This window comes from uncultured Arcobacter sp., assembly GCF_937982575.1.
GTDB lineage: Bacteria > Campylobacterota > Campylobacteria > Campylobacterales > Arcobacteraceae > Arcobacter.
Map to the genome: position 1 here is coordinate 14,968 of NZ_CALJLR010000028.1, position 23,132 is coordinate 38,099.

Below are 23,132 nucleotides of genomic sequence, written 5' to 3' on the forward strand. Positions count from 1 at the left end.
TAAATTGATAAATGAAAAAAAAGGTGCTATTTTAACAATATCAGGACCTAGTGGATGTGGTAAATCAACACTTTTAAAAGAGGTTTATAAAGATATAGATGATTATTACTTTTCTATTTCTACAACAACAAGAGCTCCAAGAGAGGGAGAAAAAGATGGTGTTGATTATTTTTTCGCTAAAAAAGAGGATTTTTTAGAAGATATTCAAGCTGGACATTTTTTAGAGTGGGCAGAAGTTCATGGAAACTATTATGGAACATCTTTAAAACCTATTAAAGAAGCTTTAGCAGAAGGGAAACTTGTAATTTTTGATATTGATGTACAAGGACATGAAATAGTAAGAAAAAAACTAAATGATATAACTACTTCAGTTTTTATTACAACTCCTTCATTGAATGAATTAAAAAATAGATTACAAAATAGAAATACAGACTCTCAAGATATTATTGATAATAGAGTTGAAAATGCAAAACATGAGATAAAATATTTCCAAAAGTATGATTATTTTATAGTAAATGATGATTTAGATACAGCAAGTAAACAGCTAGTAGGAATTGCAAATGTAACAAGAATCAAAAGTAAACTTTTTGATTCTAAATTATATGAGAGTTGGATAGGTTAAATCTTATCTTTAGCTTCAGGTTTTCCAAAATGGTAACCTTGGCAGTAATCAATATCTAGCTCTTTGATTTTTTCATAAATCTCTTCTGATGAAACAAACTCAGCCACAGTTTTAAATCCAAATTTTCTAGAGAAATCTGCAATTGTTTCTACAATAATTTGTTGGTTTTTAGAAGTATCGATTTTTTTGATAAGTGAACCATCAATCTTAACAAAATCAATATTTAAATTTGTAAGCATGTTAAAGTTAGAATATCCAGCCCCAAAGTCATCAACACCAACACTACAACCTAAAGATTTAACTTTATCAATAAATGTTGTAACCGTATCAAAGTTATTTATCTCTTCTGATTCTAGAATTTCAAACTCTAGAAGGTGAGTATAAGCTTTATTTTCTTCTAATGTATCATAAATCTTTTTAGTTGTTTTATTATTTGTTATATCATCAAAAGAGATATTAACGGCAACTCTTTTACCTTGTTCTTTAATAAGTCCAATGGCTTCTAAAAGCATAATCTCTATAATATAAGAGTAAAGTTTAGCTTTTTTTGCAATATCTAAAAATTTGATTGGAGCAATTACTTCACCTTGGTCATTTATGTATCTAATAAGTGCTTCATATTTATATATTTCTTGAGTTTTTGTATCAACTATTGGTTGATAAAAAGCAACAAAAAGGCCCTCTTTTAAACCTTTTTTTACCTCTTTTACCCATTTGATATTATCCTCAAAAGATTCTTGGATATTAAAAGAATTATCATAAACTAAAATTTGTTCAAATCTTTTTCTAGCATAGTTTATAACACGCTCTGTATATTTGTAAGCTAACTTGTTATCTGCACATGCAATACCAATAGTTACATTTAAATCTATTTCATTTTCTTCTATGAAAATAGCATTTTCTTCTATATGATTTGCAAACTTTTCACAAAGAGCTTCAAAAGCTTTTATATCCATAGCATAATCTTTTGCTACAACCGCAAACTTATCTGATTCTATTCTATAAACTCTATAATCTTCTGATGCAAAAAATTGTTTTATTATCATAGAAAACTCTATAAGAAGTTTATTACCATTATCTTCACCAAAAAGATCATTGATAGTTGAAAACTTATCAATATTGATAAGTGCCATCAAATCTTGAGCTGTTAATTCTAAATCTTTTTTTAGTTTATTTCTGTTTGGAAGCCTTGTTAGTTTATCAATATATAAATCTTTTAACTCATGATATAAAAGAGACTGGCTCATTACTTGTAAAAGTTTTTTCATATCTATTGGTTTTAAGATATATTTATCAACTCCAATATCAATAGCTTCAAGCAAATACTCAGTATTTGAAAAAGCTGTTGCCACAATTATTGGAATGTTTGAGTTTATCTTTTTAATCTCTTTAATCATGTCTAAGCCATTCATTTGTGGCATATTAACATCTGTAATAATTAAATCGATTTCTTCCTCATGTGCCTTGAAAAGTTCTAGTCCTTCAAGTCCATTTTCTGCAACAAACTGCTTATTTGTAAAACCTTTTAAAATATTTAGAGTTATATCTCTAAGAGATTTTTCATCTTCAGCATATAGTATTGTAATATTTTTCAAAATTGAAATATTATTAATCATTAATCAAAACTCCAAAAATTATAGGATATAATGTAAATTATATTATATCTAAATAGTAGCATAAAAAAATTAAAAATATAGACTTTAGGAATACTTGGGTGTCAAAAGTAAAATGTAATCACTGTCATTTAGAGTTTGATGAGAGTGTTATGATAAAAGAACAAACTCTAAATTTTTGTTGTAAAGGGTGTCAGGGTGTATATCATCTTTTACAAGACGAAAACCTTGATTCTTTTTATGATAAATTGGGAAATAAAACAATACAACCTCCCATTGAAGTAAATAGTGACTTAAATAAATTTGATACTCAAAGTTTTGAAAAAATATATGTATCTTCAAATGATGATGGATATAAAGAGGTTGATTTAATTATTGAAGGAATTCATTGTGCTGCTTGTATTTGGCTAAATGAAAAAGTTTTATTTAATACTGATGGTATAATCGATGCTAATATTAATTTTACTAATAATAAAGCAAAAATTATTTGGGATAGTGAAAAAATTGCTCTTTCAAAGATAATTGAAAAAATTAGAAGTATAGGTTATAACGCTTTTGCTTATAACTCTAAAATTGCTGATGAAAAAGCATCTCAAGCAAAAAGAGATTACTTTATAAGAATGATGGTTGCTGTATTTGCAACAATGAATATAATGATGCTTTCTGTTGCAAAATATACGGGTTTTTTTACTGGAATTACTCCTGAAGTTAAGCATCTTATTCATATAGGAGAGTTTATATTATCAACTCCTGTGTTGTTTTATAGTGGATGGATTTTTTACAGGGGCGCTTATTATGGCTTGAAAAACCGTATATTAAATATGGATTTTTTAGTTAGTTCAGGGGCAACATTCACATATATTTATTCTCTTTTTATACTTTTTGGTGCAAAAGGTGAAAGTTATTTTGACTCAGTAAGTATGATTATTACTTTTGTATTGGTTGGAAAGTATCTTGAAGTAATTGGTAAAAAATCAGCTGTAGATACTTTAGATACTATAAAAAGCCAAATACCACTTGAGGCTATAGTTATAAAAGATGGCAAAAGAGTTGAAGTAGCTGTTGAAGATATCTGCCTTGGAGATATAGTTGAATTAAAAACTGGGGACAAAGCATCAGTAGATGGAGTAATAGTAACAGGAGAAAGTTCTTTTGATGAATCATCTATTTCCGGAGAATCAACTCCTATTTATAAAACAATAGATGATGTTGTTTTATCAGGAACTTTAAACCAAGACTCTTTAGTACAGTATAGAGTTACCAAAACTTTTAAAGACTCTACCTTGAACTCTATTGTTACTTTATTAGAAGATTCACTTGCTTCTAAACCAAAAATAGAACATAAAGCAAATGAGATATCAAAAGGCTTTTCTGTTGCAATTTTGAGTTTATCAATTCTTACTTTTTTAGTTTGGTATTTTTTAGGAATAGATTTAGGCTTTGACTATGATGGAGTTAATCATTTTGAAAAATCATTTATAGTAGCTATTTCAGTTATAGTTATTGCTTGTCCTTGTGCCTTAGCCCTTGCAACCCCAATAGCAAGTTTGATAGGAATCTCTGAATTAGCAAAAAAAGGTTTGCTTTTTAAAGAAGCAAAATTTATAGAAGAGTTAGCAAGAGCAACAAAACTTGTAGTTGATAAAACAGGAACAATAACAAACGGTAAACTATCAGTAGTGAAAGCTAGAGTTATGGATGATAATATTCATAAATTAAATTTACTATATTCATTGCTTGATAGTTCATCACATCCAATTAGTATCTCTATAAAAGAGTATTTAAAAAATAATTATAAGAATTTAACTCTAAAGAACCTAAATGAAATCAAAACTTTACAAGCTAAAGGAATGATTGCAAAGTATAAAAATGTAGATGAAAAAGAGTTTGAGATACTTGGTGGAAATCAAAAGCTTATGGAAGAGTTTGGAATAAGGTATAAATTTGATTCTCAAAATTCCGTATATTTATTTGCTATAAATAAAAAAGTTATTGCAACATTTGAATTAAAAGATGAGATAAAAGAGTATGCAAGTGAATTTGTATCAAATAGCATAAAAAATGGTATTGAAGTGATAATGTTAACTGGTGATAATGAAAATGTGGCTAAACAGGTTGCTAAAAAAGTTGGAATTAAAAGTGTGGTAGCAAATATAAATCCAATACAAAAAGCCCAGTATGTAAATAAATTAAAAAGTGAAGGGCACACCGTAATTATGGCTGGGGACGGAGTAAATGACTCTGTTGCACTTAGTAGCGCAAATGTTTCAGTTGCTATGGGAAATGGAGCAGATATATCAATTGCTGTATCGGATATTGTATTATTGAATAACTCTTTAAAAAGTTTGAATGAAGCCTTTGTAATTTCGCGAAAAACCTATAAATTTATTAAACAAAATTTATCAATATCTTTAATATATAATTTAGTTACAATTCCTCTAGCAATGGCAGGATTTGTAATACCACTAGTTGCAGCTTTATCTATGAGTTTAAGTTCACTAATTGTTGTTGCAAATTCACTTAGAATAAAAGGAAAATAGATGATAGAAGATACGCTTTTTATGATGTTAATTGTTGGACTTATTGTCGCATTTGCAATTTTGGGAATGTTTATATGGGGTGCAAAAACGGGTCAATTTGATGATAGTAATAAGATGATGGATGGTTTGCTTTTTGATTCAAAAGATGATTTAAATGATGCAATTAACAGAGAAAATAAAAAAGAGTCACAAAAAGAAGAAAAAAAAAGTAAGCCAAAAAATTGACTTACTTTTAAGAAGCTATAATCAAATGATTATAATTTAGAGATTTGTTCTGCCATAGCTTTGATATCAGCATCAGAAAGTCTAGCAACTTGACCTTTCATAACACCTTTCATTGCTCCACCATAAGAACCATCTTTGTAACCTTTAAGAGCAGTTTCGATTTTTGCCGCATCCCAACCTTTTACGATTTGAGATTTACCTAAAGCAGCTTTCTCAAAATTTGCACCATGGCATCCTGCACATGCAGCAAGATTTGCAGCCATAAGTGAAGCAGCAGCAATCAACGTTCCTAAAACTATTTTTTTCATTTGTTCTCCTTATAATTTGAGGCTTAATTTTACCTAGAAATTCTTTTTTTTAGCTTAGATTATTTTAGTTATTTAATATAGAGATAATTTTGTATAAAGTCTAGTTGTTATATAGTTAATAAATAAATTATTTTGGATATAAAATGGATAATGATGGCTTTGTTCTTCAAATAAAAGAGCTAAACTTTGGATATAAAAAAGATAAATTAATATATGAAAACTTTTCTTTAGATTTAAAAAAATCAGAAATTAAAGCAATAGTAGGTTCAAGTGGAAGTGGTAAAAGTACACTGTTTGAACTTATAACTAATAATCTAAAACCACTAAAAGGAGAGATTAACTCTTCTAAAATTGCCTCCATATACCAAGACCCGTATAGCTCTTTTCACCCTACACACTCTATACTTGAACAAATAAGTGATGTAATTTTAAATCTTGATATGCTTGAATTAAAAGAGTTATTAAAACAGTTAAATTTAGAGTATGATTTAATTGAAAAAAAACCCCATGAGTTAAGTGGTGGGCAACTACAAAGATGTTCAATACTTCGAGCACTTCTAATGAAACCAGAACTTTTATTGGTAGATGAAGCTACATCTGCTTTAGATAATATAATAGCTCTTGATGTTATGAAGTTAATCTTGAAATTTTTGCCTAATTATGGAATACTTTTAATAACCCATGATTTACACTTAGCATCTTGGTGTAGTGATGAAATTATAAAATTGGAAAGTGATGAATAATGACAATAAAAAAGCCTTAGTTCTTTTGAATATGGGTGGTCCAAGAGACAAAGATGAACTAGAAATGTTTTTACGTAATATGTTTAATGATAAAAATATCATAACAGTAAAGAGTGATATCTTAAGATCTTTTATAGCCTCTATGATTGTATTAACCAGAAAAAATTCTGCATGGCAAAATTATGAAGCTATTGGCGGATGTTCTCCTTTAAATAAATTAACAGAAGATTTAGTATCAAAACTAAATAATGAACTTGAAGATTATGAAGTTTTTCAAGTCATGAGATATACGCCTCCTTTTGCACCAAAATGTGTACAACAATTAAGACAAAAAGGGATAAAAGAGGTAGTTTTACTCCCTTTGTATCCACAATATTCAACTACAACTACCAAGTCATCATTAGAAGATTTTTTTGATATTGCGAAAGATGAATTTAGTATAAAAATTATAGACCCTTTTTATAAAAATGAAAAATTTAATGATAAAATCACAGATGATATAATAAAAAGTGTAGAAGATACAAAAGCTTATAATCTTATTTTTTCAGCACATGGATTACCTCAAAAAATAGTTGATGCAGGTGACCCTTATGAAAACCAAGTTAATGAACATGTAATAATATTATCTGAAATATTAAAACAAAAGAAAATAGAATTTGAATCTATTTCCCTAGCATATCAATCAAAAGTTGGACCTTTGAAATGGTTGACTCCATCTTTAGAAGATAGATTAAGTGAACTAAAAGAGAAAAATGTGCTTATATATCCAATTGCATTTATAGTAGATAACTCTGAAACAATGTTTGAACTTCATATTGAGTATGAAGAGATTGCAAAAGAGATTGGTGTAAAAGATTATAAGGTAGTTAGTTGTGTAAATGATAGTGATGAGTTTATAGAGGTAATAAAAGATTTGATAAAGGGGTAATAATGTCTAATTCTATACTTTTAAAGATTGCAAAGGATGCAATCGAAGAAGAACTTTACAATAAATCAAAAATAGATAGAGTTGATTTGGAAGCTAGTTTTGATTTTTTAAATGAGCAAAGAGCCTGTTTTGTAACACTGAAATTGGAAGATAGACTTAGAGGATGTATTGGCTCATTATTACCAGATAAAAAATTAATTGATGATGTGATATCAAATGCCCAAAATGCAGCTTTTAGAGATTTTAGGTTTCAACCTTTATCTAAAAAAGAGTTTGAAAATGTAAAAATTGAAATTTCACTTTTAACTATTCCAAAGATGGTAATTTATGATTCAATTGATGAATTAAAAGAAAAAATTAGACCAAATGTTGATGGAGTGATTTTAAAACAAGAGCAAAACAAAGCAACTTTTTTACCTCAAGTTTGGGATGAACTTCCAAATTTTGATGAATTTTTTGAAAATCTAAGTTTGAAAGCTGGCTTAGATATAGATTCTCTTACCCACTTCCCTGAAATTTTTACGTATCAAGTAGAAAAGGTAAAATGACAAAGAACAAGATGAATTATTCTGGAAGTTTTTATCCAGATAAAAAAGATGAACTTTTAAAGTATTTTGAATTTTTTAATCAAAATCAACAAGAGATAAATTTAGATATAAAAGCAAGAGCCATTATTGTACCCCATGCTGGATATATTTATTCAGGAATTGTGGCAAATATTGCTTATAGTAAAATAAAAGATTTAAAACCTAAAAGAGTAATAGTAATAGGCCCTTCACATAGACACTATTTAAGTGGTGCTTCGGTTAGTCTATTTGATAAATATGAGACTCCTTTAGGTGATATGAATATTGATAAAGAGTTTGGTTTAGACTTGATTAAGAAGTATGACTGTTTAGATTTTGATGAAAATGCTCACATGGAACACTCAACAGAGACCCAAATGCCCTTTATAAAAAACTATTTGGATACAAAAGTTTTAGAGATAGTTTATGGGAAACTAGACTATAAAGAGTTATCTAATATTTTATTAGACCTCTTTAAAGATGAAGATAATTTTGTAGTTATAAGTACTGATTTAAGTCATTTTTATTCACTAGAAGAAGCAAATATTTTAGATCAAACTTGTATAGACGCAATAAAAAATAAAGATTTAATAAAAATAGATGAAGGCTGTGAAGCTTGTGGAATAATTGGAGTGAAAGCTTTACTTGAAACATCAAAAGAGTTTAATTTTGAAATAAAGTTTTTAGAGTATAAAACAAGTTGTGAAATGACAAAAGATAGAACAAGTGTAGTTGGCTATGCTTCATTTTTAGTAGGAGAGAATATTGGCATTTAGTTTAAAGAAGTTTATATCATTTTTTTTGGAGCCTTTTACTTTTGGTTTTTTAATATTATTGTTGGCATTTATTTTTTTATTTTTTAATAGTTACAAAAAAGCAAAAATCTTTTTATTTATAGGATTAGCATATTTTTTCTTGGTTTCAAGTTCTATATTTTCAAACCTTTTAATGTCACCTTTAGAAAATAAATATAAAAATCAAGAAAATATTGATATCTCAAAAGTTGAGTATGTGTTACTACTTGGTGGAGATTTTGAACGAAGAGCTTATGAAGTAATTAAACTAAGTAAAGAATTAAAAGATGCAAAAATAATCACATCGGGATATGAGGGAATTGATATAATACCAGAAGCCATTGAAGCAAGAGATAGATTAATAAGTTATGGAATTGACGAGAATAGAATAATTATACAAGAAAAACCAAAAGATACCATAGAAGAGGCAATATCCATAAAAAAGCTTTTAAAAGATAAACCCTTTATTTTAGTTACAAGTGCTTCTCATATGCCAAGGGCAATGGAGATATTTAAACAACAAGGCTTAAATCCAATTGCAATGCCAACTGCATTTACAGTAAAAGAAAAAAGTTCTAATAGTTATTTAAGTATTGGAAATATAAAGAAAGTAAGTATGGCTACGCACGAATACTTAGGCCTTGTTTGGTTTAAAATAAAAACGATTTTAAATAAGTGACTTTATTTAGATATACTTACAAAAATTAAAAGAAACGGAATAACTAACTTGAATGAAAAAATTGAATTAGGTGTAATTAATACCCTAAAAGTTAATAGATTAACAGAACCTGGAATATATTTAGAAGCCTTAGATGAAGAGGTTGTTTTATTACCAAACGCATATATTAGAAGTGACATGGAAATAGGTTCATTGGTTGATGTATTTATTTACACTGACTCAGAAGATAGACTTGTGGCAACTACACTTAAACCATACGCCATGAAAAATGAATTTGCCTGTTTAGAGGTTGTTGATACTGCAAAATTTGGTGCTTTTGTTGATATAGGACTACCAAAAGATTTACTTGTACCAATCAATAAACAAACTTCAACATACAATGTTGGAGCTAGAAAAGTTTTAAGAGTTATAGAAGATGAAAAAACACAAAGATTAATAGCCACAGAAAAATTTACTCAATATTTATCAAAAGAGATAAAAGATTTAGAACAAAATGATGAGGTGATGATTCTTTTATATTCTAAAACTCCATTAGGATTTAAAGTTATTGTAAATAATTTATATGATGGAATGATTTTTCATACAGAAATTTTTGAAAATATAAATATTGGTGATATAAAAAAAGCCTATATTAAAAACATAAGAGATGATGGAAAACTTGATTTATCATTACAAAAAATTGGACAAAAAAAATCTAGTGACAACTCTCAAAGAGTTTTAGAAATTTTAAAACAAAACAGTGGTAAACTAGATTTTACGTATAAAAGTGACGCTGAAGATATTAAAGAAGTTTTTGCCATGAGTAAAAAAGCTTTTAAATTGGCACTTACAAAACTTATATCAGAAGAAAAAATTATATTGGAAGATAGTTGCATAAAAGTTAAATAATTAAGAAAACAATATTTGAAATATCTAATTAAGATAATTTTTATCCTATTTAATTATAATTTCACAATAAATTTTTAATAAGGGAAGAATATGGCAACAACAAAATTACAAGGAAACCTAGTAAACTTAGCTGGGAATGACGTAAATGTAGGAGATAAAGCTCCAATAGTAAATGTAGTAGGACAAGATTTAGCTGAAATTGAAGTTGGAAATAAAGCACAAGTAGTGGTTGTTGTTCCATCATTAGATACTCCTGTATGTGCAGCAGAGACTAGAAAGTTCAATGAAGAAGCTGCAAAAACTGAAGCTGAAGTTGTAGTTGTTTCTATGGATTTGCCATTTGCTATGGGAAGATTTTGTACAACTGAAGGAATTGAAAACTTAAAGGTTGGTTCAGATTTTAGAAATAAAGATTTGGCTAATGCATATGGAGTATTGATTGCTGATGGACCATTAGCAGGTGCAACTTGTAGAGCTGTTTTTGTTATTGATTCAAATGGAGTTATTAACTACAAAGAGATTTGTGAAGAGATAACAGAAGAGCCTAATTATGATGCTGCATTAGCTGCAATCAAAGATGTAACATCTACTTCTTGTTGTGGGACTTGTCATTAATCAATGAATTAAATTAAAAAAAAATATACAATCTCTTAAATTAATAGGAGATTGTATTATGAAAAATTGGTATAACAAATTTATATCCCAACCCCACCAAGTATTTTTTACAAATGCTACACTTTTTTTACTACTTTTTATTTTAGCACTATTTTTAAACTATTCAAATGTTATAACTTTAAAAGTTCCTTTACAAGTATTTCATGCATATGCTTTGATATATATAGTTTTTATTCAATTCTTTTTAGGCTTTTTATTTGTAGTTTTTCCAAAGTTTTTGCTTCAAGCTGATATCTCTTCTAATGTTTATATGAAACAAGCTATTTTATATTTTATTGGTACAACACTTTTTTTTATATCAATATTTACAAGTGAGATTTTAAATATATTTGCGGCATTTTTTCTTTTTTGTATTCAATTAGTTAGTTTTAAACTTTTATACAATATTCATATAAAATCAACAATGAAAGATAAAAAAGATACAAAATGGATACTTATATCTTTTGCTTTTGGATTGTTTTTTAACTTAATATTTATTTGTTCATTTATTCAATCAGATATTTCGCAAGAGTTGCGACAACTTTCAATAAATAGTGGATTTTATCTTTTTATTTTTATGCTGATTTTTTCTGTTGCCCAAAGAATGGTTCCTTTTTTCACTTCTGCAAAAATACCAGGATATAAAATCAATAAATCAAAATATCTTTTAGAAAGTGTATTTATCTTATTGGTTTTAAAAGTTCTTATTTTAACTTTTTTAACAACACCATATAATCTTATAGTAGATGTTGCTTTATTTATTGTTTTTACAAGAGAGTTTATCAAATGGAAAATCTCAATAAGAAAAGTAAGTGCTATCATGTGGGTTTTATATCTATCTTTGTATTGGATTCCTATTGGGTTTTTCTTATCAAGTATAGAGTCAATTCTTTATTTATATGATAGTTCAATTGTATTTGAAAAGAGTATTATTCATGTTTTTGCCTTGGGATATTTTTGTACTATTCTTTTAGGTTTTGGTACTAGAGTTACTTTAGGACATTCAGGAGCCATTCCAACAGCAAACAACTTTACTATTATTTTATATTTAGCTTTTCAATTAGTGGTACTTTTGAGATTGTTTGCTTCCTATAGTATAAATTTTGCTTTTGATTATCTATTTTTTATAAATTTAAGTGCAATATCTTTTTTACTTCTGTTTATCCTTTGGTCATCAAAATATATTGTGATACTTCTAAAAGGAAAATAGTAATTTCAAAAACTACACATATCCTTAACGTTTTTAAAATAAAATAAATAAGAACAAAAAGGATATGTTATGAAAATAAATCAAAATGAAATAACTCCAGAAACACTATTTGAAAATAGAAGAAAGTTTATAAAACTTGGAGCAGCATCAGTAGTAGCAAGTTCTACTTTGATGGAACTTATGGCAAAAGAGAATTTGCCAACTTCAGACTTATCATATAAAAAAGATACAAATCCAAATAATCTAGAACTTAATACCTATAAACAAATCACTTCATATAATAACTTTTATGAATTTACCACTTCAAAAGAGGGCGTTAAACACATGGCTCACACTTTAGTGACAACTCCTTGGACTATTGAAATTGATGGACTTGTAGAAAAACCCTTCACAATTGATATGCAAGATATTATGAAAAAATATTCACTTGAAGAGAGAATATATAGATTTAGATGTGTTGAAGGGTGGTCTATGGTTGTACCTTGGATTGGCTTTGAATTAGGAAAATTTATAAAAGATTGTAAGCCTTTAAGTGATGCTAAATATGTGAGATTTGAAACTCTTTGGGATGATGAGATGTTTCCAGATCAAGCAAGGGGAGTTTTTGGGAATATAAAAAGATATCCATATGTTGAAGGTCTAAGAATGGATGAAGCCATGAATCCACTTACCATATTAAGTGTTGGACTTTATGGAAAAACCTTAGAAAATCAAAATGGGGCACCTATTAGGTTAGTTGTACCTTGGAAATATGGATTTAAATCTATAAAATCAATTGCAAAAATATCTTTTGTAAAAGATGAGCCTTTAAATAGTTGGCAGGAAATGGCTCCACATGAATATGGCTTTTATGCAAATGTAAATCCAAAAGTTGATCATCCAAGATGGAGTCAAAAAAGAGAGAGAGTTTTGGGTGAACTATTTAAACAAAAAACACTTATGTTTAATGGATATGAAAAAGAGGTTGCACATTTGTATAAAGGTATGGATTTAAGAAAGAATTTCTGATGAAAGTTTTAATTTTTTTATTACTGCTTTTACCCTCTTTTATTTTATCCTATGAGGTGTTTTATTTACAAAATGTTATAGACCCTATAAAGTACATCTATAGTGTAACAGGTGCAATAGCATTAATCTTGCTATTTTTCACCACAACGATATCTCTAATAAAAAGTTGGATAAATCTAATTTCTTATAGAAAAATGATAGGGTTATTTTCTTTTTATTATGCTTTTTTACATTTTCTAAATTTTATAATATTAGATATGGAATTAGATTTTATTTTTGCCTTTGAAGAGACACTTGATAAACCCTTTATTTATCTTGGTATGATATCTTTTTTAATACTTGTTTTTATGGCAATAACATCTTTTGGTAAGTTATTTAAACTCTATTTTAAATATCATAAGGTTATATATATTGCCTTAGCCCTTACAACTATCCACTTTATAATGGCTCAAAAAGCTTTATCAATTCCTCAAATGGGATATGTAGGAATAATATTAATCATTGCTTATTTTAAATTTAGACAAAGAATCCTATAAAGCACCATACTTATCATTTTTTAAAATTAGTTTAATATAGCATAAAAGTAGTTTAAAAGTTATATTAATACTTTATTTTAAATTTAAATTATCTTATTATTATATATAAAAGGATAAAAAATGGAACTAACTACAGAAACTAAAACTAGCAGTCTAAATGCCTATGTCCAAACACATCAAAATTCAAATACAAATAAAACAGAAAATAACACTCCAAAAACAATGGATGATTTAGAAAAAAAATATGGAGATAAGTTTGAAGACTATTTGCAGAAGTTTAATGAACTTACAAAAGATGATAATACAATTACCAAAGAAGAAGGGTATGAGTTAAAATATAAAGAGTCTGTTGCTTTGAAAGAAATAACTGATATAAAAAATGCAAATGGAGGTAATTTTGTAGATGAAGAAGTAATTTTGGGGTTAAACCCAAGTTTACCTCCTGAATTAGCTGAACAACAAAATGATTTAATGAAAAAAATTGCACAAAATCCTGATGATGCAAGTTATGTTTGGATGCTTTTTGAAATTCCTAAACAATACAATCAATACATGAATGGAGAAGAACCTACCTCTATTTTTCAAGTAGATGGTAACGGTAAATTTATGAGTGAATTAAAATCTACAAATAAAAAGTTTGATGCCCAAGAGTTTGTAAATAAGATGTTAGAAGTATTTACAAATGAACTGTCAAATGCAAAATCAAATGACCAAAAAGAGATATACCAAAGACTTGTGGATGGATATAAAGATATGAAAGAGCAATTAGAAAATCCACCTTATAAGGAAACAGTAGTTTATGGATGAGGATATAAAATGCAAGTAACAAATAATCAAGATGTACAAGCATACAATTATAAAGCCACAAAAACACAAGAAGTAAAAACTTCCCCTTCAGCTTTTGATTCACTTTTAGAAGAAAAAAAAGAAGTGTCTGAAAAGAAAGAAGGTAGAGTATTAGCTAATATTGATAAGTATAATTTATATGAAGATGAAACAAAAAGATTTAGAGAAATATTGGCTGATGATACTGTTAGCCTTGAAGAGATAGATACTTTATCTTATGAAGAAGCAAAAAGATTTTTTAGTCATATGTATCCTAAAGATATGGAAAGCATCATGAAATCGCCATTAGTAAAATATGGTGATAACCATAATCAAATATTTATGATGTCATCTTCAATGTCTATGTCATATGATGAAAATTTTAATGAAGCTATGTATAGAACATATAGAGAAATTGATACAGAAGAACAAAGAGATATTTTTGATTCTACCATACATAATTTAAATACTGCATATATAAATGACGAACAGTATGAACAAGTAAAAAACATGTATGGAGAGAATTTTATATATAATATGTTGAGCAATTTAAAAACTGAATATTCTCAAAATCAAGATTTAAGAACTAAGATGTTACTTGATAGTTATACTCTCCTTCAAAATAACTATAATGAAGTCTTAAATGAAAAGAAAGAGATATATGCTTAATATTTAGTTTAAGTAAAGAGTGATTTAGATTAAATCACTCTTTTTTATATACTCAGCCACTCTAAATGAGTTGGCATAGATTGTCCATGTATAAGGTACACTTCCTCCAGTAGGCATAAAGCTACCATCTGTTACAAAAAGATTTTTTATATCATGGCTTTGGCAGTATTTGTTTAAAACAGATTTTTTGGGGTCATCTCCAAATCTACAACCGCCTGCTTGTAAATTTGCAGAGGGAAGTGGTGAGATATTGCTTTGGATATCTTTTGTACCCATTTGTTTTAACACATCTATTGCTTTTTGTGCTAAGAAGTTTCCTACTTTTACATCTTGTGGGTGAGCACCTATTCTAATAGTGGCTACTGGAACTCCATATTTATCTTTGTAGTTTTCATCAATACTTACAAAACAATCATCATTTGGCATCCAGTCTGTAAAAATCTCAAAGTTTAGAACTCTTGATTTTGTGAAGTTTTTATATATCTTATCTTGTAACTCTTCACCAAATAAAAGATTACCATTATCATCAGATTTTAATCTTAGTGCTCTTCTTATTGGGTTTGCATGTTCAAATAGAAAATCTATAGTTCCACCTTTAAACTCTTTTGTAAAATACCAATCTTGTAGACCTCTATTTACAAAAAAACCAGTTTGAAATAGTTTATCTTTATTTAGTAAACTTGTATCTATCTCTGCACTTCCTTGTCCACCACCTGTAAAGAGCATATTTTTTCCAACTTCTCCTGATGAGTTTGCTAAGCCATTTGGAAAATCACTATTTTTAGAGTTTAGTAAAAGCCTTGAACTCTCAACTGCTTGGGCTGCTAGTACAAATAGTTTTGCTTCTACACTTTTTTGGATTTTTTCTTTAGTGTAGTAAAGAGCCTTTTGGATTTTTTTATCTTTATTTGTAAGAAGTTTAAAAACAAAGGCATTTGGTATTATTGTTATATTGTTTGTTTCAAGGGCTGATTGAATTAAAGCTGCTCTTGAACTTCCTTTTGCTCCACTTGAACATGCGTATGAACCACAATAATTAGAGTAATAGCAAGCATTTCTAGCGTTTTTCTTTTGGGAGATTATGGCTCTAGGAACTTTATATGAAATATAATCTAACTCTTTACATGCTTTATCTATTAGCTCAACTACTGGATGTTCTTGTAGTTTTGGATAGGCATATTTTTTACTACTTCTTGGTTCTGCATGTTCATATTTTGTATACTCACCTGATACTCCAATAACTCTTTCGACTTTGTCATAATATGGTTCCATATCTTCATAAGTTATAGGCCAATCTTCAACATTACTATTTGCATATTTCCCATAAGTTGATTTGAGTTTAAAATCATTTGGTTTAAGTCTATGAAAATATCCACTCATAAAGTTGGATGAGCCACCTAAGAAGTTCCCATTCCAAAAACTCCAGCCTGTTTCATATGTTGGGAACTTATACCATTTACCATCATCAAACTTTTCTTCTATAACATGGTATTCATCTTTTAAATTAGGAGTAAAGATATCTCTTCTAGCATAGGCTATCTCATCTTTTGAAAAATCTTTTTCACTATAAATATCTCCTTTTTCAAGGATTAGAACTTTTTTCCCCTCTTTTGCAAGGGTATAAGCAATAGGACCAGCTCCAGCACCACTACCTATAATACATACATCATAAATCAATTTTAGCTCCATATTTTTTCTTTGGTCTTGGTATTCCTGCTTTGTGTTTTAGTGCCATCCAACCTGACTGAAATTTATTTCCACCATAGATTGGGTCACTTAGCATGGCTTCTATTGCATAGTAGACTAAGATATTTAGCCATGTGTTTCCATATTCACTCTCATTTGCTTGTTTTATAATCTGTAGTTTCTCTTTTTTTAAAGCTTTGAAAAACTCTGGAAAACTCTCTTTAAATACTTTTGCTCCATTTAAAATAAGTTCTAAATCATCCTTATCAAAGGTTTTATGGTCAATATTTTGTTTTAAATATGCAACACTACCAAACTCTTTTGCACTTGGCATTTTGCCAGTTTTTGGCATAAGTATATTTTGTACTTCTAAAATAGTTTTCCAAATATCATCATCAATATCTTTTGCTAATAGATAATTATCAATCAATATTGGAGTTATTGTTGTAAGTTTTAAAAATGTTCTTCTTTTCATACTTTTATCTTATATAAAATTTGTAAATCTTTTGTGTAGTAATAATTGTAGCATAGCTTAATATTTTTACTATTTAATAAAGCACTTTATGATACTATTCGCAAATGACAATAAAAAAGAACTTACAATAAATGCCCTTATCTAACCTAAATGAAGAACAATTAGCCGCAGCCACATGTAAACCAGGTTTTAACCTTATAATTGCAAGTGCTGGCACTGGAAAAACATCTACTATTGTAGGAAGAATTGCAAACTTAATTAATGGTGGAGTTAAACCATCTGAGATTATTCTTTTGACCTTTACAAACAAAGCAGCCCAAGAGATGATTCAAAGGGTTTCAAAGTTTTTTGGAAAAGAGACTGCAGGTGAGATTATGGCTGGAACTTTTCATAGTTTAAGCTATAAACTAATAAAAAAACTAAAAATAAATATAACCCTAAAACAGCCAAATGAGTTAAAAACACTTTTTAAATCTATTTATGAAAAAAGAGTATTTTTTGAAAGGGATGACTCAACCTCTCCTTATGATGGTGGTTATTTATATGATATTTATTCACTTTATTTAAACTCTAAAAACAATGAAGAGTTTGGGGATTGGATAGTTGAAAAAAGTGCAGGTCATGAGATTTATACAGATATTTATGAAGATGTAATTCAAGAGTTTCATATGTTAAAAAAAGAGTATGGGTATGCAAATTTTGATGATTTGTTGACTATTATGCTTGAATTACTTGAAACAAATGAGTTTGATTTTAAAGAGATACTTGTAGATGAGTATCAAGATACAAACCCTTTACAAGGTAGACTCCTAGAAGCTTTTAAGCCAAAATCTCTTTTTTGTGTAGGTGATTATGACCAAAGTATTTATGCTTTTAATGGTTCTGATATTGGTATTATCTCTACATTTGCAGACAGATATGATGGGGCAGAAGTTTTTACATTACGAAAAAACTATCGTTCTACTAGACCCATATTAGAACTTGCTACAAAAGTAATTGAACACAATGAGAGAGTTTATGATAAAAATCTTGAAGTTGTAAGACAAGATGCTGATTATTCTCCAAGATTATTAACTTTTAGTGAACTTTTTGACCAGTATGAACATATCTCAAAACTGATTTCACAAAGTACAACCCCACATAGTGAAATAGCAATTATATTTAGAAACAATTCAAGTGCTGATGGTATTGAAGCAAACTTAAGAGAGTACTCTATTCCTGCAAAACGAAAAGGTGGAAAGAGTTTCTTTGATGCTTTAGAAGTTAAATTTGTACTTGATATTATAACTCTAATACAAAATCATAATGATATGATGGCTGCTATTCATATATTGGAGTATGGGAAAGGTATAGGAAAAGCCATAGCAAAAGACCTATTTGATGCTTTGATAAAACTAGGAAATGGAGATTTATTTCAAGGTTTATACCATCCAGATCCAAATATTAAAAATCCCTATGTATCAACCAAAACAAAAAATGTACAGCTTGGGCTTTTTGATGATTTTGCAGAGTTAGGTTCTGTATCTAAATTTAGAGATTGTGGATTTGATGAAAAGTTTTTAGGAAATCCAATTTTAAAACACCCAAAGCTTTGTGTTGAAGGTGGAGAGTTCTTATTTGAATTTTATTTGCTTGTAAGGGATTTAAAAAGGGTAAAAAATCCAAGAACTGCCATAGACAATATTTTTAAATCAAACTTATATGACCACTTAATAGAGATGTTGTCAACTAAAAGAGCCACAAGAAAAGATGGACAAATAGATCCAGCTATGAAACAAGTTTCAATTGTAAGAATAAATAAAAAAATAACACTTTTAAAGTCTCTAGCTTATCACTACAACGATATAGAGAAGTTTATAAATGCCATGGTTTTAGGTGGTAGTGAGATGAGTGAAGGTGAGGGCGTAAATCTTCTATCTGTTCATGCTTCAAAAGGTTTAGAGTTTAAAGAAGTTTATGTAATAGACTTGATGAATGGAAGATTTCCAAATCAAAAACTAATAGCCAAAGGTGGAAGTATAGAAGAGGAGAGACGACTTTTTTATGTGGCAGTAACTAGAGCAAAAGATATTTTGTATTTATCGTATGCTAAATATGACAAGGTAAAAAAACTAAGTTTCGTTCACTCACAATTTTTAAAAGAGGCTGGTTTGATAAAAAATGAGAGTACCTAATTCCTACATTTTGTAAATAAAATCTATTGGGATTAAGTTTATAATTAGTTAATTAGCTAATTAGTTATAAAATAATTATAGTTAATTATATTCACATTGGAGAATCATAATGAAATTTAGTCTCTCAAAAATCAACTTTTTAAATATCTTCTTTATTTTACTTCTTTTTTCAATTATATTAGGAATTTTTATTTATCAATTTAATGAAGAAGTATATAATAAAAAAGTAGTTTTACTTGAGAAAAATTATTATGAAAAAAATAAAGCAATTATAAAATATGAAGTTAAACGAGCAGTTAAAAGAATAGATGTTTTAAAAAATCTTGTTTATGAAAAGAATGAATTACTCTTAAAAGAAAAAGTAGTTTTTATAAAAAACTTATTTAACTCAAATCTAAAAGTAAATAATTTTGACGAAATATTATTAAAATACAAAAAAGAGTTAAATTTATTTAAATGGGACAATGGCTCGGGATATTTCTATATTTTTGATAAAAATGGAAAAGTTTTATTCCACGGAGGCAATAAAAAATATGTCAATTTAAATATTTTTAAATTAAGTGAATCAAATAAAGAACTATATAACTTTTTAAAAGACTCTATAGTTCAAGATGAAAATTTTGGTACTTATAAATGGTATAAACCGAATGAAAAACCCAACGAACTCCATAGTAAATATGTTTATGTTAAAAAAGATGAAAAATATAATATTTTTATAGCTGCTGGTGTTTATAAAGATGAACTTGATAAAGAAATTAAAAAATTAGTTTTTGAGAATCTAGAAAAAGATAGATTTGGTGATAGTGAATATGGCTATTTTTGGTTAATAGGATTGGATAATATTTTGAAGATGCATCCATTCTTACCTCATTTGGTTGGTAAAGATCAAAGTAATATGAAAAGTTTAGATGGAAAATCTCTTATGGATAAAATGAAAGAAGCTGGATTGAGAGGTGGAGATTTTATAAAATATAAAGTAAATAGACCTGATAACAATCAAATAGATGAAAAAATTTCATATACGGAATTATTGTATAATTGGGATATTGCAATTGGTGCTGGCTTTTATAGAAGTGAATTAAATAATTTAATAAAAGAAGAAAAAAATAACCTAAAAGAAATATCAGATGAATACATATCTGATATATTTATGATTCTTTTTGTATTAATTTTTGCAGCTTTAATAATAGCAAAATACATCTCTTTAAAAATAGATTTAATTGAAGTTCAGCGTGAAGAACAGATGAATATGCTTGAACAATATAAGTTTATATTAGATAAAAGTAGTGTAGTTTCAAAAACAGATAAAAATGGGATTATTACATATGTAAATAATAGTTTTGAAAAAATAAGTGGCTATAATAAAGCAGAATTAATAGGAAAAACTCACAGGTCTGTAAGTCATGCGGACACTCCTAAAAGTCAATTTAAAGAATTATGGAAGACTATTTCAAAAGGAAAAACTTGGAAGGGAATTCTAAAAAATAAAACAAAAGAAGATAAAAGTTATTATAGTAGCATAACTATTGTTCCTATAAAAGATTCTTTTGGGAATATAGTAGAATATATTTCATCAGGAAATATTGTAACTGAATTAATAGAAAATAGAACAAAACTCCAAAGTTTATTTAAAACGGATGTTTTAACAGGATTAAGAAATAGAGTAAGTTTAATTGATGATTTAACTAAAAGTAGTAGTACTTTAGTACTTATAGATATAGATAGATTTAAAGAGATAAATGATAGTTACAGTCATTTTGTTGGAGATGAAATAATAAAAGCTTTTGCTAACAGATTGTTTGATTATTTTAATGATAGAAACTATATTTTGTATAGAGTTCAAGCAGATGTTTTTGCTTTAGTTATAGATAAAAGTACAGTTGACAATGTTTTTAAAGATGTTAGTGAATTTATAGATACTTTAGGACAAGAGGCTTATTTTGTCAAAGATGATAAGTTTATACTTAGTTATACTTGTGGTATTGCTTCAAATAGTGAGAATTTATTAACTTATGCAGATATTGCTCTTGACGAAGCAAAAAATAAAAAAGTTAGAATCAAAGAGTACAGTGATTCAATGGCAGATATTAAAAAATTTAGAGATAATATTCAATGGGTTGATAGATTGCATAAAGCAATTAATGAAGATAGAATATTCCCTCACTATCAGCCAATATATAATTATAAAACTGGGAAAATCGATAAATATGAAGCTTTGATGAGGTTAGAAGAGAATGGAAAAATAATCTATCCAAATGAGTATTTAGAAATTGCTAAAAGAACTAAGTTATATACTGAATTAACATATAAAATGATTGAAAAAGCTATTAGTAAGTTTTCAACAAATGATTTAGAGTTTTCAATAAATTTGTCGGTTGAAGATTTAATGAATGAAGAATTGATGATTTATCTTTTTGATTATGCGGAACAAAAAGATGTATTTAATAGAATGGTTTTAGAAATTGTTGAATCAGAAGAGATTGAAGATAGTGATTATGTTAATAAACTTGTAAAGAGATTTAAAGATAATGGTGCAAAAATTGCTATTGACGATTTTGGATGTGGATATTCAAATTATGAATATTTAATAACATTACAGGCTGATTACTTAAAAATAGATGGTTCTATTATTAAGTTAATCCCTTCAGATACAAGAACACAAGATGTTGTAAAATCTATTCTAGAATTTAGTAGAAAATCAAATATAAAAGTTATTGCAGAGTTTGTTAGTGATGAAAATATTGATAAAATATTAAGAGAAATTGGTGTTGATTATGCACAAGGCTTTTATTATGGAAAACCAGAAGTAGAATTAGTTGATGAAATAAGTTAAGATAGTCTACTTCTTACTCTATTTTTTCCTTTTCTTTTTGCATCATAAAGCATCTTATCTGCATTGTTTATAATTTCATCAATTGATTTTGCATTAATAGAATCACTAACTCCAAAACTTGCAGTTACAAAAAGTTTTATGTGGGGTATGTTTATAACTACTCTTTCAATTTTTTTTCTAATATTCTCTGCAACTTTTTGTGCTTCTTCCAGAGTTGTATTAGGTAGTGCAATTGCAAACTCTTCTCCACCCAATCTTCCAAAAATCTCATCTTGAATTAATAACTCATTTATGCATTTTGCAAATATCTTTAGAATCTTATCTCCTACTTCATGTCCATAGGTGTCATTGAAGCTTTTAAAGTTATCAATATCAATCATAATAATACTAAGTATGCCATCTGTTTTAGAGAGTTTTTTAAATATATCATCAGCATGTAAAAAAAAGCTTCTTCTATTTTTTATTTGAGTTAAATAATCAGTGTGTGCTAAATCATAAAGTTGTAGATTTACCTTTTCTAACTCTTTCATTGTATGTCTTATTTGATTTGTTCTTTTTTCAACTTTTCCTTCTAGATTATCATTTGCTACTTTTATTTGACCTTGGTAGATATAACCAATAAATAGAGTTAAAATAAGAAATATCAATACAATTGAGATATATATTTTAATATTCTTTTTCCCCTCTGCAAAGAGGTTTAGATTTGTTTTAGTAACAAGTTGAAATAGAAGTTCATTTTTAGAATTAGTGAAATTAAATTCATTGATAATGTTAGCTTTTTTATAAAAGGTAAGAATATCTATGTTTTTACAAGCTGCATCTTTTATATCAATAGTTTGTTTGTTTTGAGTAGATAGGTTGTTTTTTATACCCTTACTACACTCATCAAAAAAATTAGAGCAAATTTTTTGGATATTTGCAAAGTCTGATTTTTTTATTGCCAAAAGATTTATATGATTATTTTTTAAAGTATAGATAAAGTTTTCAATATTTTTGCTATTTTGTTTTGTTTCAAGCTTAGTATAATTGTCCATAGAAAAGTTATAACTAATGTATAAAAACAAGAATGTAATAGCAATTAAAGGTAAAAAAAACGTTAATGATTTAGTAAACAATATCTTTTTCATAGTATCCTAATGTTAAAAAGTAATTATTA

Annotated in this window: 22 protein-coding genes; 17 read left to right on the forward strand and 5 right to left on the reverse strand. The window is 27.6% G+C overall.

The features are described 5' to 3' along the window. Nucleotides 1-7: 7 nt before the first annotated feature. Nucleotides 8-622 carry a guanylate kinase gene (gmk, locus tag Q0617_RS13280; protein WP_298754786.1) on the forward strand — a complete coding sequence of 205 codons (615 nt, stop codon included), beginning with the start codon at nt 8-10 and terminating at the stop codon, nt 620-622. On the opposite strand, the gene Q0617_RS13285 is transcribed toward gmk, so the two are convergent. Continuing rightward, on the reverse strand, nt 619-2,238 hold the full coding sequence (locus tag Q0617_RS13285) for an EAL domain-containing protein (RefSeq protein WP_298753853.1): 1,620 nt from the start codon (nt 2,236-2,238) through the stop codon (nt 619-621). The genes gmk and Q0617_RS13285 overlap by 4 nt on opposite strands. A gap of 98 nt (nt 2,239-2,336) precedes the next feature. Here Q0617_RS13285 and Q0617_RS13290 point away from each other — a divergent pair, with 98 nt between their 5' ends. Together Q0617_RS13290 and ccoS are read left to right on the forward strand one after the other, a co-directional pair. Further along, nucleotides 2,337-4,775 (forward strand): heavy metal translocating P-type ATPase, encoded by a 2,439-nt coding sequence (locus tag Q0617_RS13290; RefSeq protein WP_298753856.1) that lies wholly within the window; start codon nt 2,337-2,339, stop codon nt 4,773-4,775. After that, nucleotides 4,776-5,000: a cbb3-type cytochrome oxidase assembly protein CcoS gene (gene ccoS / locus Q0617_RS13295; RefSeq protein WP_298753858.1), complete on the forward strand. Its 225-nt coding sequence runs from the start codon at nt 4,776-4,778 to the stop codon at nt 4,998-5,000. It begins immediately after the preceding gene. A 29-nt stretch (nt 5,001-5,029) separates the two neighbouring features. On the opposite strand, the gene Q0617_RS13300 is transcribed toward ccoS, so the two are convergent. Continuing rightward, the gene (locus Q0617_RS13300; protein WP_298753860.1) at nt 5,030-5,308 is read right to left on the reverse strand and encodes a c-type cytochrome; all 279 of its coding nucleotides are present in this window, start codon (nt 5,306-5,308) and stop codon (nt 5,030-5,032) included. A 143-nt stretch (nt 5,309-5,451) separates the two neighbouring features. Between Q0617_RS13300 and Q0617_RS13305 the strand changes: the two genes are divergently transcribed. The 12 genes from Q0617_RS13305 to Q0617_RS13360 all read left to right on the forward strand — a co-directional run bounded on the left by Q0617_RS13305 (nt 5,452) and on the right by Q0617_RS13360 (nt 14,808). Beyond that, nucleotides 5,452-6,051: an ATP-binding cassette domain-containing protein gene (locus tag Q0617_RS13305; RefSeq protein WP_298753863.1), complete on the forward strand. Its 600-nt coding sequence runs from the start codon at nt 5,452-5,454 to the stop codon at nt 6,049-6,051. Continuing rightward, complete coding sequence (gene hemH / locus Q0617_RS13310; RefSeq protein WP_298753865.1) at nt 6,044-6,979, forward strand: ferrochelatase; 936 nt, start codon at nt 6,044-6,046, stop codon at nt 6,977-6,979. The genes Q0617_RS13305 and hemH overlap by 8 nt, the downstream gene beginning before the upstream one ends. A gap of 2 nt (nt 6,980-6,981) precedes the next feature. Further along, entirely contained in the window at nt 6,982-7,527 is a 546-nt protein-coding gene (amrA, locus tag Q0617_RS13315; protein WP_298753867.1) for an AmmeMemoRadiSam system protein A, read from the forward strand. Beyond that, a complete protein-coding gene (gene amrB / locus Q0617_RS13320; protein ID WP_298753869.1) occupies nt 7,524-8,321 on the forward strand; it encodes an AmmeMemoRadiSam system protein B in 798 nt (265 codons plus the stop codon). Before amrA ends, amrB begins: the two co-directional genes overlap by 4 nt. Next, the gene (locus Q0617_RS13325; protein WP_298753873.1) at nt 8,311-9,018 is read left to right on the forward strand and encodes a YdcF family protein; all 708 of its coding nucleotides are present in this window, start codon (nt 8,311-8,313) and stop codon (nt 9,016-9,018) included. Before amrB ends, Q0617_RS13325 begins: the two co-directional genes overlap by 11 nt. Before the next feature lie 48 nt (nt 9,019-9,066). Next, on the forward strand, nt 9,067-9,906 hold the full coding sequence (locus tag Q0617_RS13330; protein ID WP_298753875.1) for a S1-like domain-containing RNA-binding protein: 840 nt from the start codon (nt 9,067-9,069) through the stop codon (nt 9,904-9,906). 90 nt (nt 9,907-9,996) lie between these two features. Continuing rightward, nucleotides 9,997-10,521, forward strand: coding sequence for a thiol peroxidase Prx-SUH (gene prx-suh, locus Q0617_RS13335; RefSeq protein WP_298753878.1), 525 nt, complete (start codon nt 9,997-9,999; stop codon nt 10,519-10,521). Between the two features lie 58 nt (nt 10,522-10,579). Next, nucleotides 10,580-11,770: an NnrS family protein gene (locus Q0617_RS13340; protein ID WP_298753879.1), complete on the forward strand. Its 1,191-nt coding sequence runs from the start codon at nt 10,580-10,582 to the stop codon at nt 11,768-11,770. Between the two features lie 69 nt (nt 11,771-11,839). Beyond that, nucleotides 11,840-12,778 carry a protein-methionine-sulfoxide reductase catalytic subunit MsrP gene (msrP, locus tag Q0617_RS13345; RefSeq protein WP_298753883.1) on the forward strand — a complete coding sequence of 313 codons (939 nt, stop codon included), beginning with the start codon at nt 11,840-11,842 and terminating at the stop codon, nt 12,776-12,778. Then, nucleotides 12,778-13,314 carry a ferric reductase-like transmembrane domain-containing protein gene (locus Q0617_RS13350; protein WP_298753885.1) on the forward strand — a complete coding sequence of 179 codons (537 nt, stop codon included), beginning with the start codon at nt 12,778-12,780 and terminating at the stop codon, nt 13,312-13,314. Before msrP ends, Q0617_RS13350 begins: the two co-directional genes overlap by 1 nt. A 120-nt stretch (nt 13,315-13,434) precedes the next feature. Beyond that, nucleotides 13,435-14,121 carry a hypothetical protein gene (locus Q0617_RS13355; RefSeq protein ID WP_298753888.1) on the forward strand — a complete coding sequence of 229 codons (687 nt, stop codon included), beginning with the start codon at nt 13,435-13,437 and terminating at the stop codon, nt 14,119-14,121. A gap of 9 nt (nt 14,122-14,130) precedes the next feature. Beyond that, nucleotides 14,131-14,808 carry a hypothetical protein gene (locus tag Q0617_RS13360; protein WP_298753889.1) on the forward strand — a complete coding sequence of 226 codons (678 nt, stop codon included), beginning with the start codon at nt 14,131-14,133 and terminating at the stop codon, nt 14,806-14,808. A 24-nt stretch (nt 14,809-14,832) separates the two neighbouring features. Here Q0617_RS13360 and Q0617_RS13365 read toward each other — a convergent pair whose 3' ends face one another. Together Q0617_RS13365 and Q0617_RS13370 are read right to left on the reverse strand one after the other, a co-directional pair. Beyond that, a complete protein-coding gene (locus Q0617_RS13365; RefSeq protein ID WP_298753890.1) occupies nt 14,833-16,497 on the reverse strand; it encodes a GMC family oxidoreductase in 1,665 nt (554 codons plus the stop codon). Further along, nucleotides 16,475-16,969: a gluconate 2-dehydrogenase subunit 3 family protein gene (locus Q0617_RS13370; protein ID WP_298753891.1), complete on the reverse strand. Its 495-nt coding sequence runs from the start codon at nt 16,967-16,969 to the stop codon at nt 16,475-16,477. Before Q0617_RS13370 ends, Q0617_RS13365 begins: the two co-directional genes overlap by 23 nt. A gap of 131 nt (nt 16,970-17,100) precedes the next feature. Between Q0617_RS13370 and Q0617_RS13375 the strand changes: the two genes are divergently transcribed. Further along, nucleotides 17,101-19,143 carry an ATP-dependent helicase gene (locus tag Q0617_RS13375; RefSeq protein WP_298753892.1) on the forward strand — a complete coding sequence of 681 codons (2,043 nt, stop codon included), beginning with the start codon at nt 17,101-17,103 and terminating at the stop codon, nt 19,141-19,143. A gap of 109 nt (nt 19,144-19,252) precedes the next feature. Continuing rightward, entirely contained in the window at nt 19,253-21,976 is a 2,724-nt protein-coding gene (locus Q0617_RS13380) for an EAL domain-containing protein (protein ID WP_298753894.1), read from the forward strand. On the opposite strand, the gene Q0617_RS13385 is transcribed toward Q0617_RS13380, so the two are convergent. Then, on the reverse strand, nt 21,973-23,010 hold the full coding sequence (locus Q0617_RS13385) for a GGDEF domain-containing protein (RefSeq protein WP_298753896.1): 1,038 nt from the start codon (nt 23,008-23,010) through the stop codon (nt 21,973-21,975). The genes Q0617_RS13380 and Q0617_RS13385 overlap by 4 nt on opposite strands. Nucleotides 23,011-23,132 lie beyond the last annotated feature (122 nt).

Coding starts and splice junctions, on each gene's coding strand:
- Q0617_RS13285 (WP_298753853.1), bottom strand. CDS start 2,238: ATGATTAATAATATTTCAATTTTGAAAAATATTACAATACTATATGCT.
- ccoS (WP_298753858.1), top strand. CDS start 4,776: ATGATAGAAGATACGCTTTTTATGATGTTAATTGTTGGACTTATTGTC.
- Q0617_RS13300 (WP_298753860.1), bottom strand. CDS start 5,308: ATGAAAAAAATAGTTTTAGGAACGTTGATTGCTGCTGCTTCACTTATG.
- Q0617_RS13305 (WP_298753863.1), top strand. CDS start 5,452: ATGGATAATGATGGCTTTGTTCTTCAAATAAAAGAGCTAAACTTTGGA.
- hemH (WP_298753865.1), top strand. CDS start 6,044: ATGAATAATGACAATAAAAAAGCCTTAGTTCTTTTGAATATGGGTGGT.
- amrA (WP_298753867.1), top strand. CDS start 6,982: ATGTCTAATTCTATACTTTTAAAGATTGCAAAGGATGCAATCGAAGAA.
- amrB (WP_298753869.1), top strand. CDS start 7,524: ATGACAAAGAACAAGATGAATTATTCTGGAAGTTTTTATCCAGATAAA.
- prx-suh (WP_298753878.1), top strand. CDS start 9,997: ATGGCAACAACAAAATTACAAGGAAACCTAGTAAACTTAGCTGGGAAT.
- Q0617_RS13340 (WP_298753879.1), top strand. CDS start 10,580: ATGAAAAATTGGTATAACAAATTTATATCCCAACCCCACCAAGTATTT.
- msrP (WP_298753883.1), top strand. CDS start 11,840: ATGAAAATAAATCAAAATGAAATAACTCCAGAAACACTATTTGAAAAT.
- Q0617_RS13350 (WP_298753885.1), top strand. CDS start 12,778: ATGAAAGTTTTAATTTTTTTATTACTGCTTTTACCCTCTTTTATTTTA.
- Q0617_RS13355 (WP_298753888.1), top strand. CDS start 13,435: ATGGAACTAACTACAGAAACTAAAACTAGCAGTCTAAATGCCTATGTC.
- Q0617_RS13360 (WP_298753889.1), top strand. CDS start 14,131: ATGCAAGTAACAAATAATCAAGATGTACAAGCATACAATTATAAAGCC.
- Q0617_RS13365 (WP_298753890.1), bottom strand. CDS start 16,497: ATGGAGCTAAAATTGATTTATGATGTATGTATTATAGGTAGTGGTGCT.
- Q0617_RS13370 (WP_298753891.1), bottom strand. CDS start 16,969: ATGAAAAGAAGAACATTTTTAAAACTTACAACAATAACTCCAATATTG.
- Q0617_RS13375 (WP_298753892.1), top strand. CDS start 17,101: ATGCCCTTATCTAACCTAAATGAAGAACAATTAGCCGCAGCCACATGT.
- Q0617_RS13380 (WP_298753894.1), top strand. CDS start 19,253: ATGAAATTTAGTCTCTCAAAAATCAACTTTTTAAATATCTTCTTTATT.
- Q0617_RS13385 (WP_298753896.1), bottom strand. CDS start 23,010: ATGGACAATTATACTAAGCTTGAAACAAAACAAAATAGCAAAAATATT.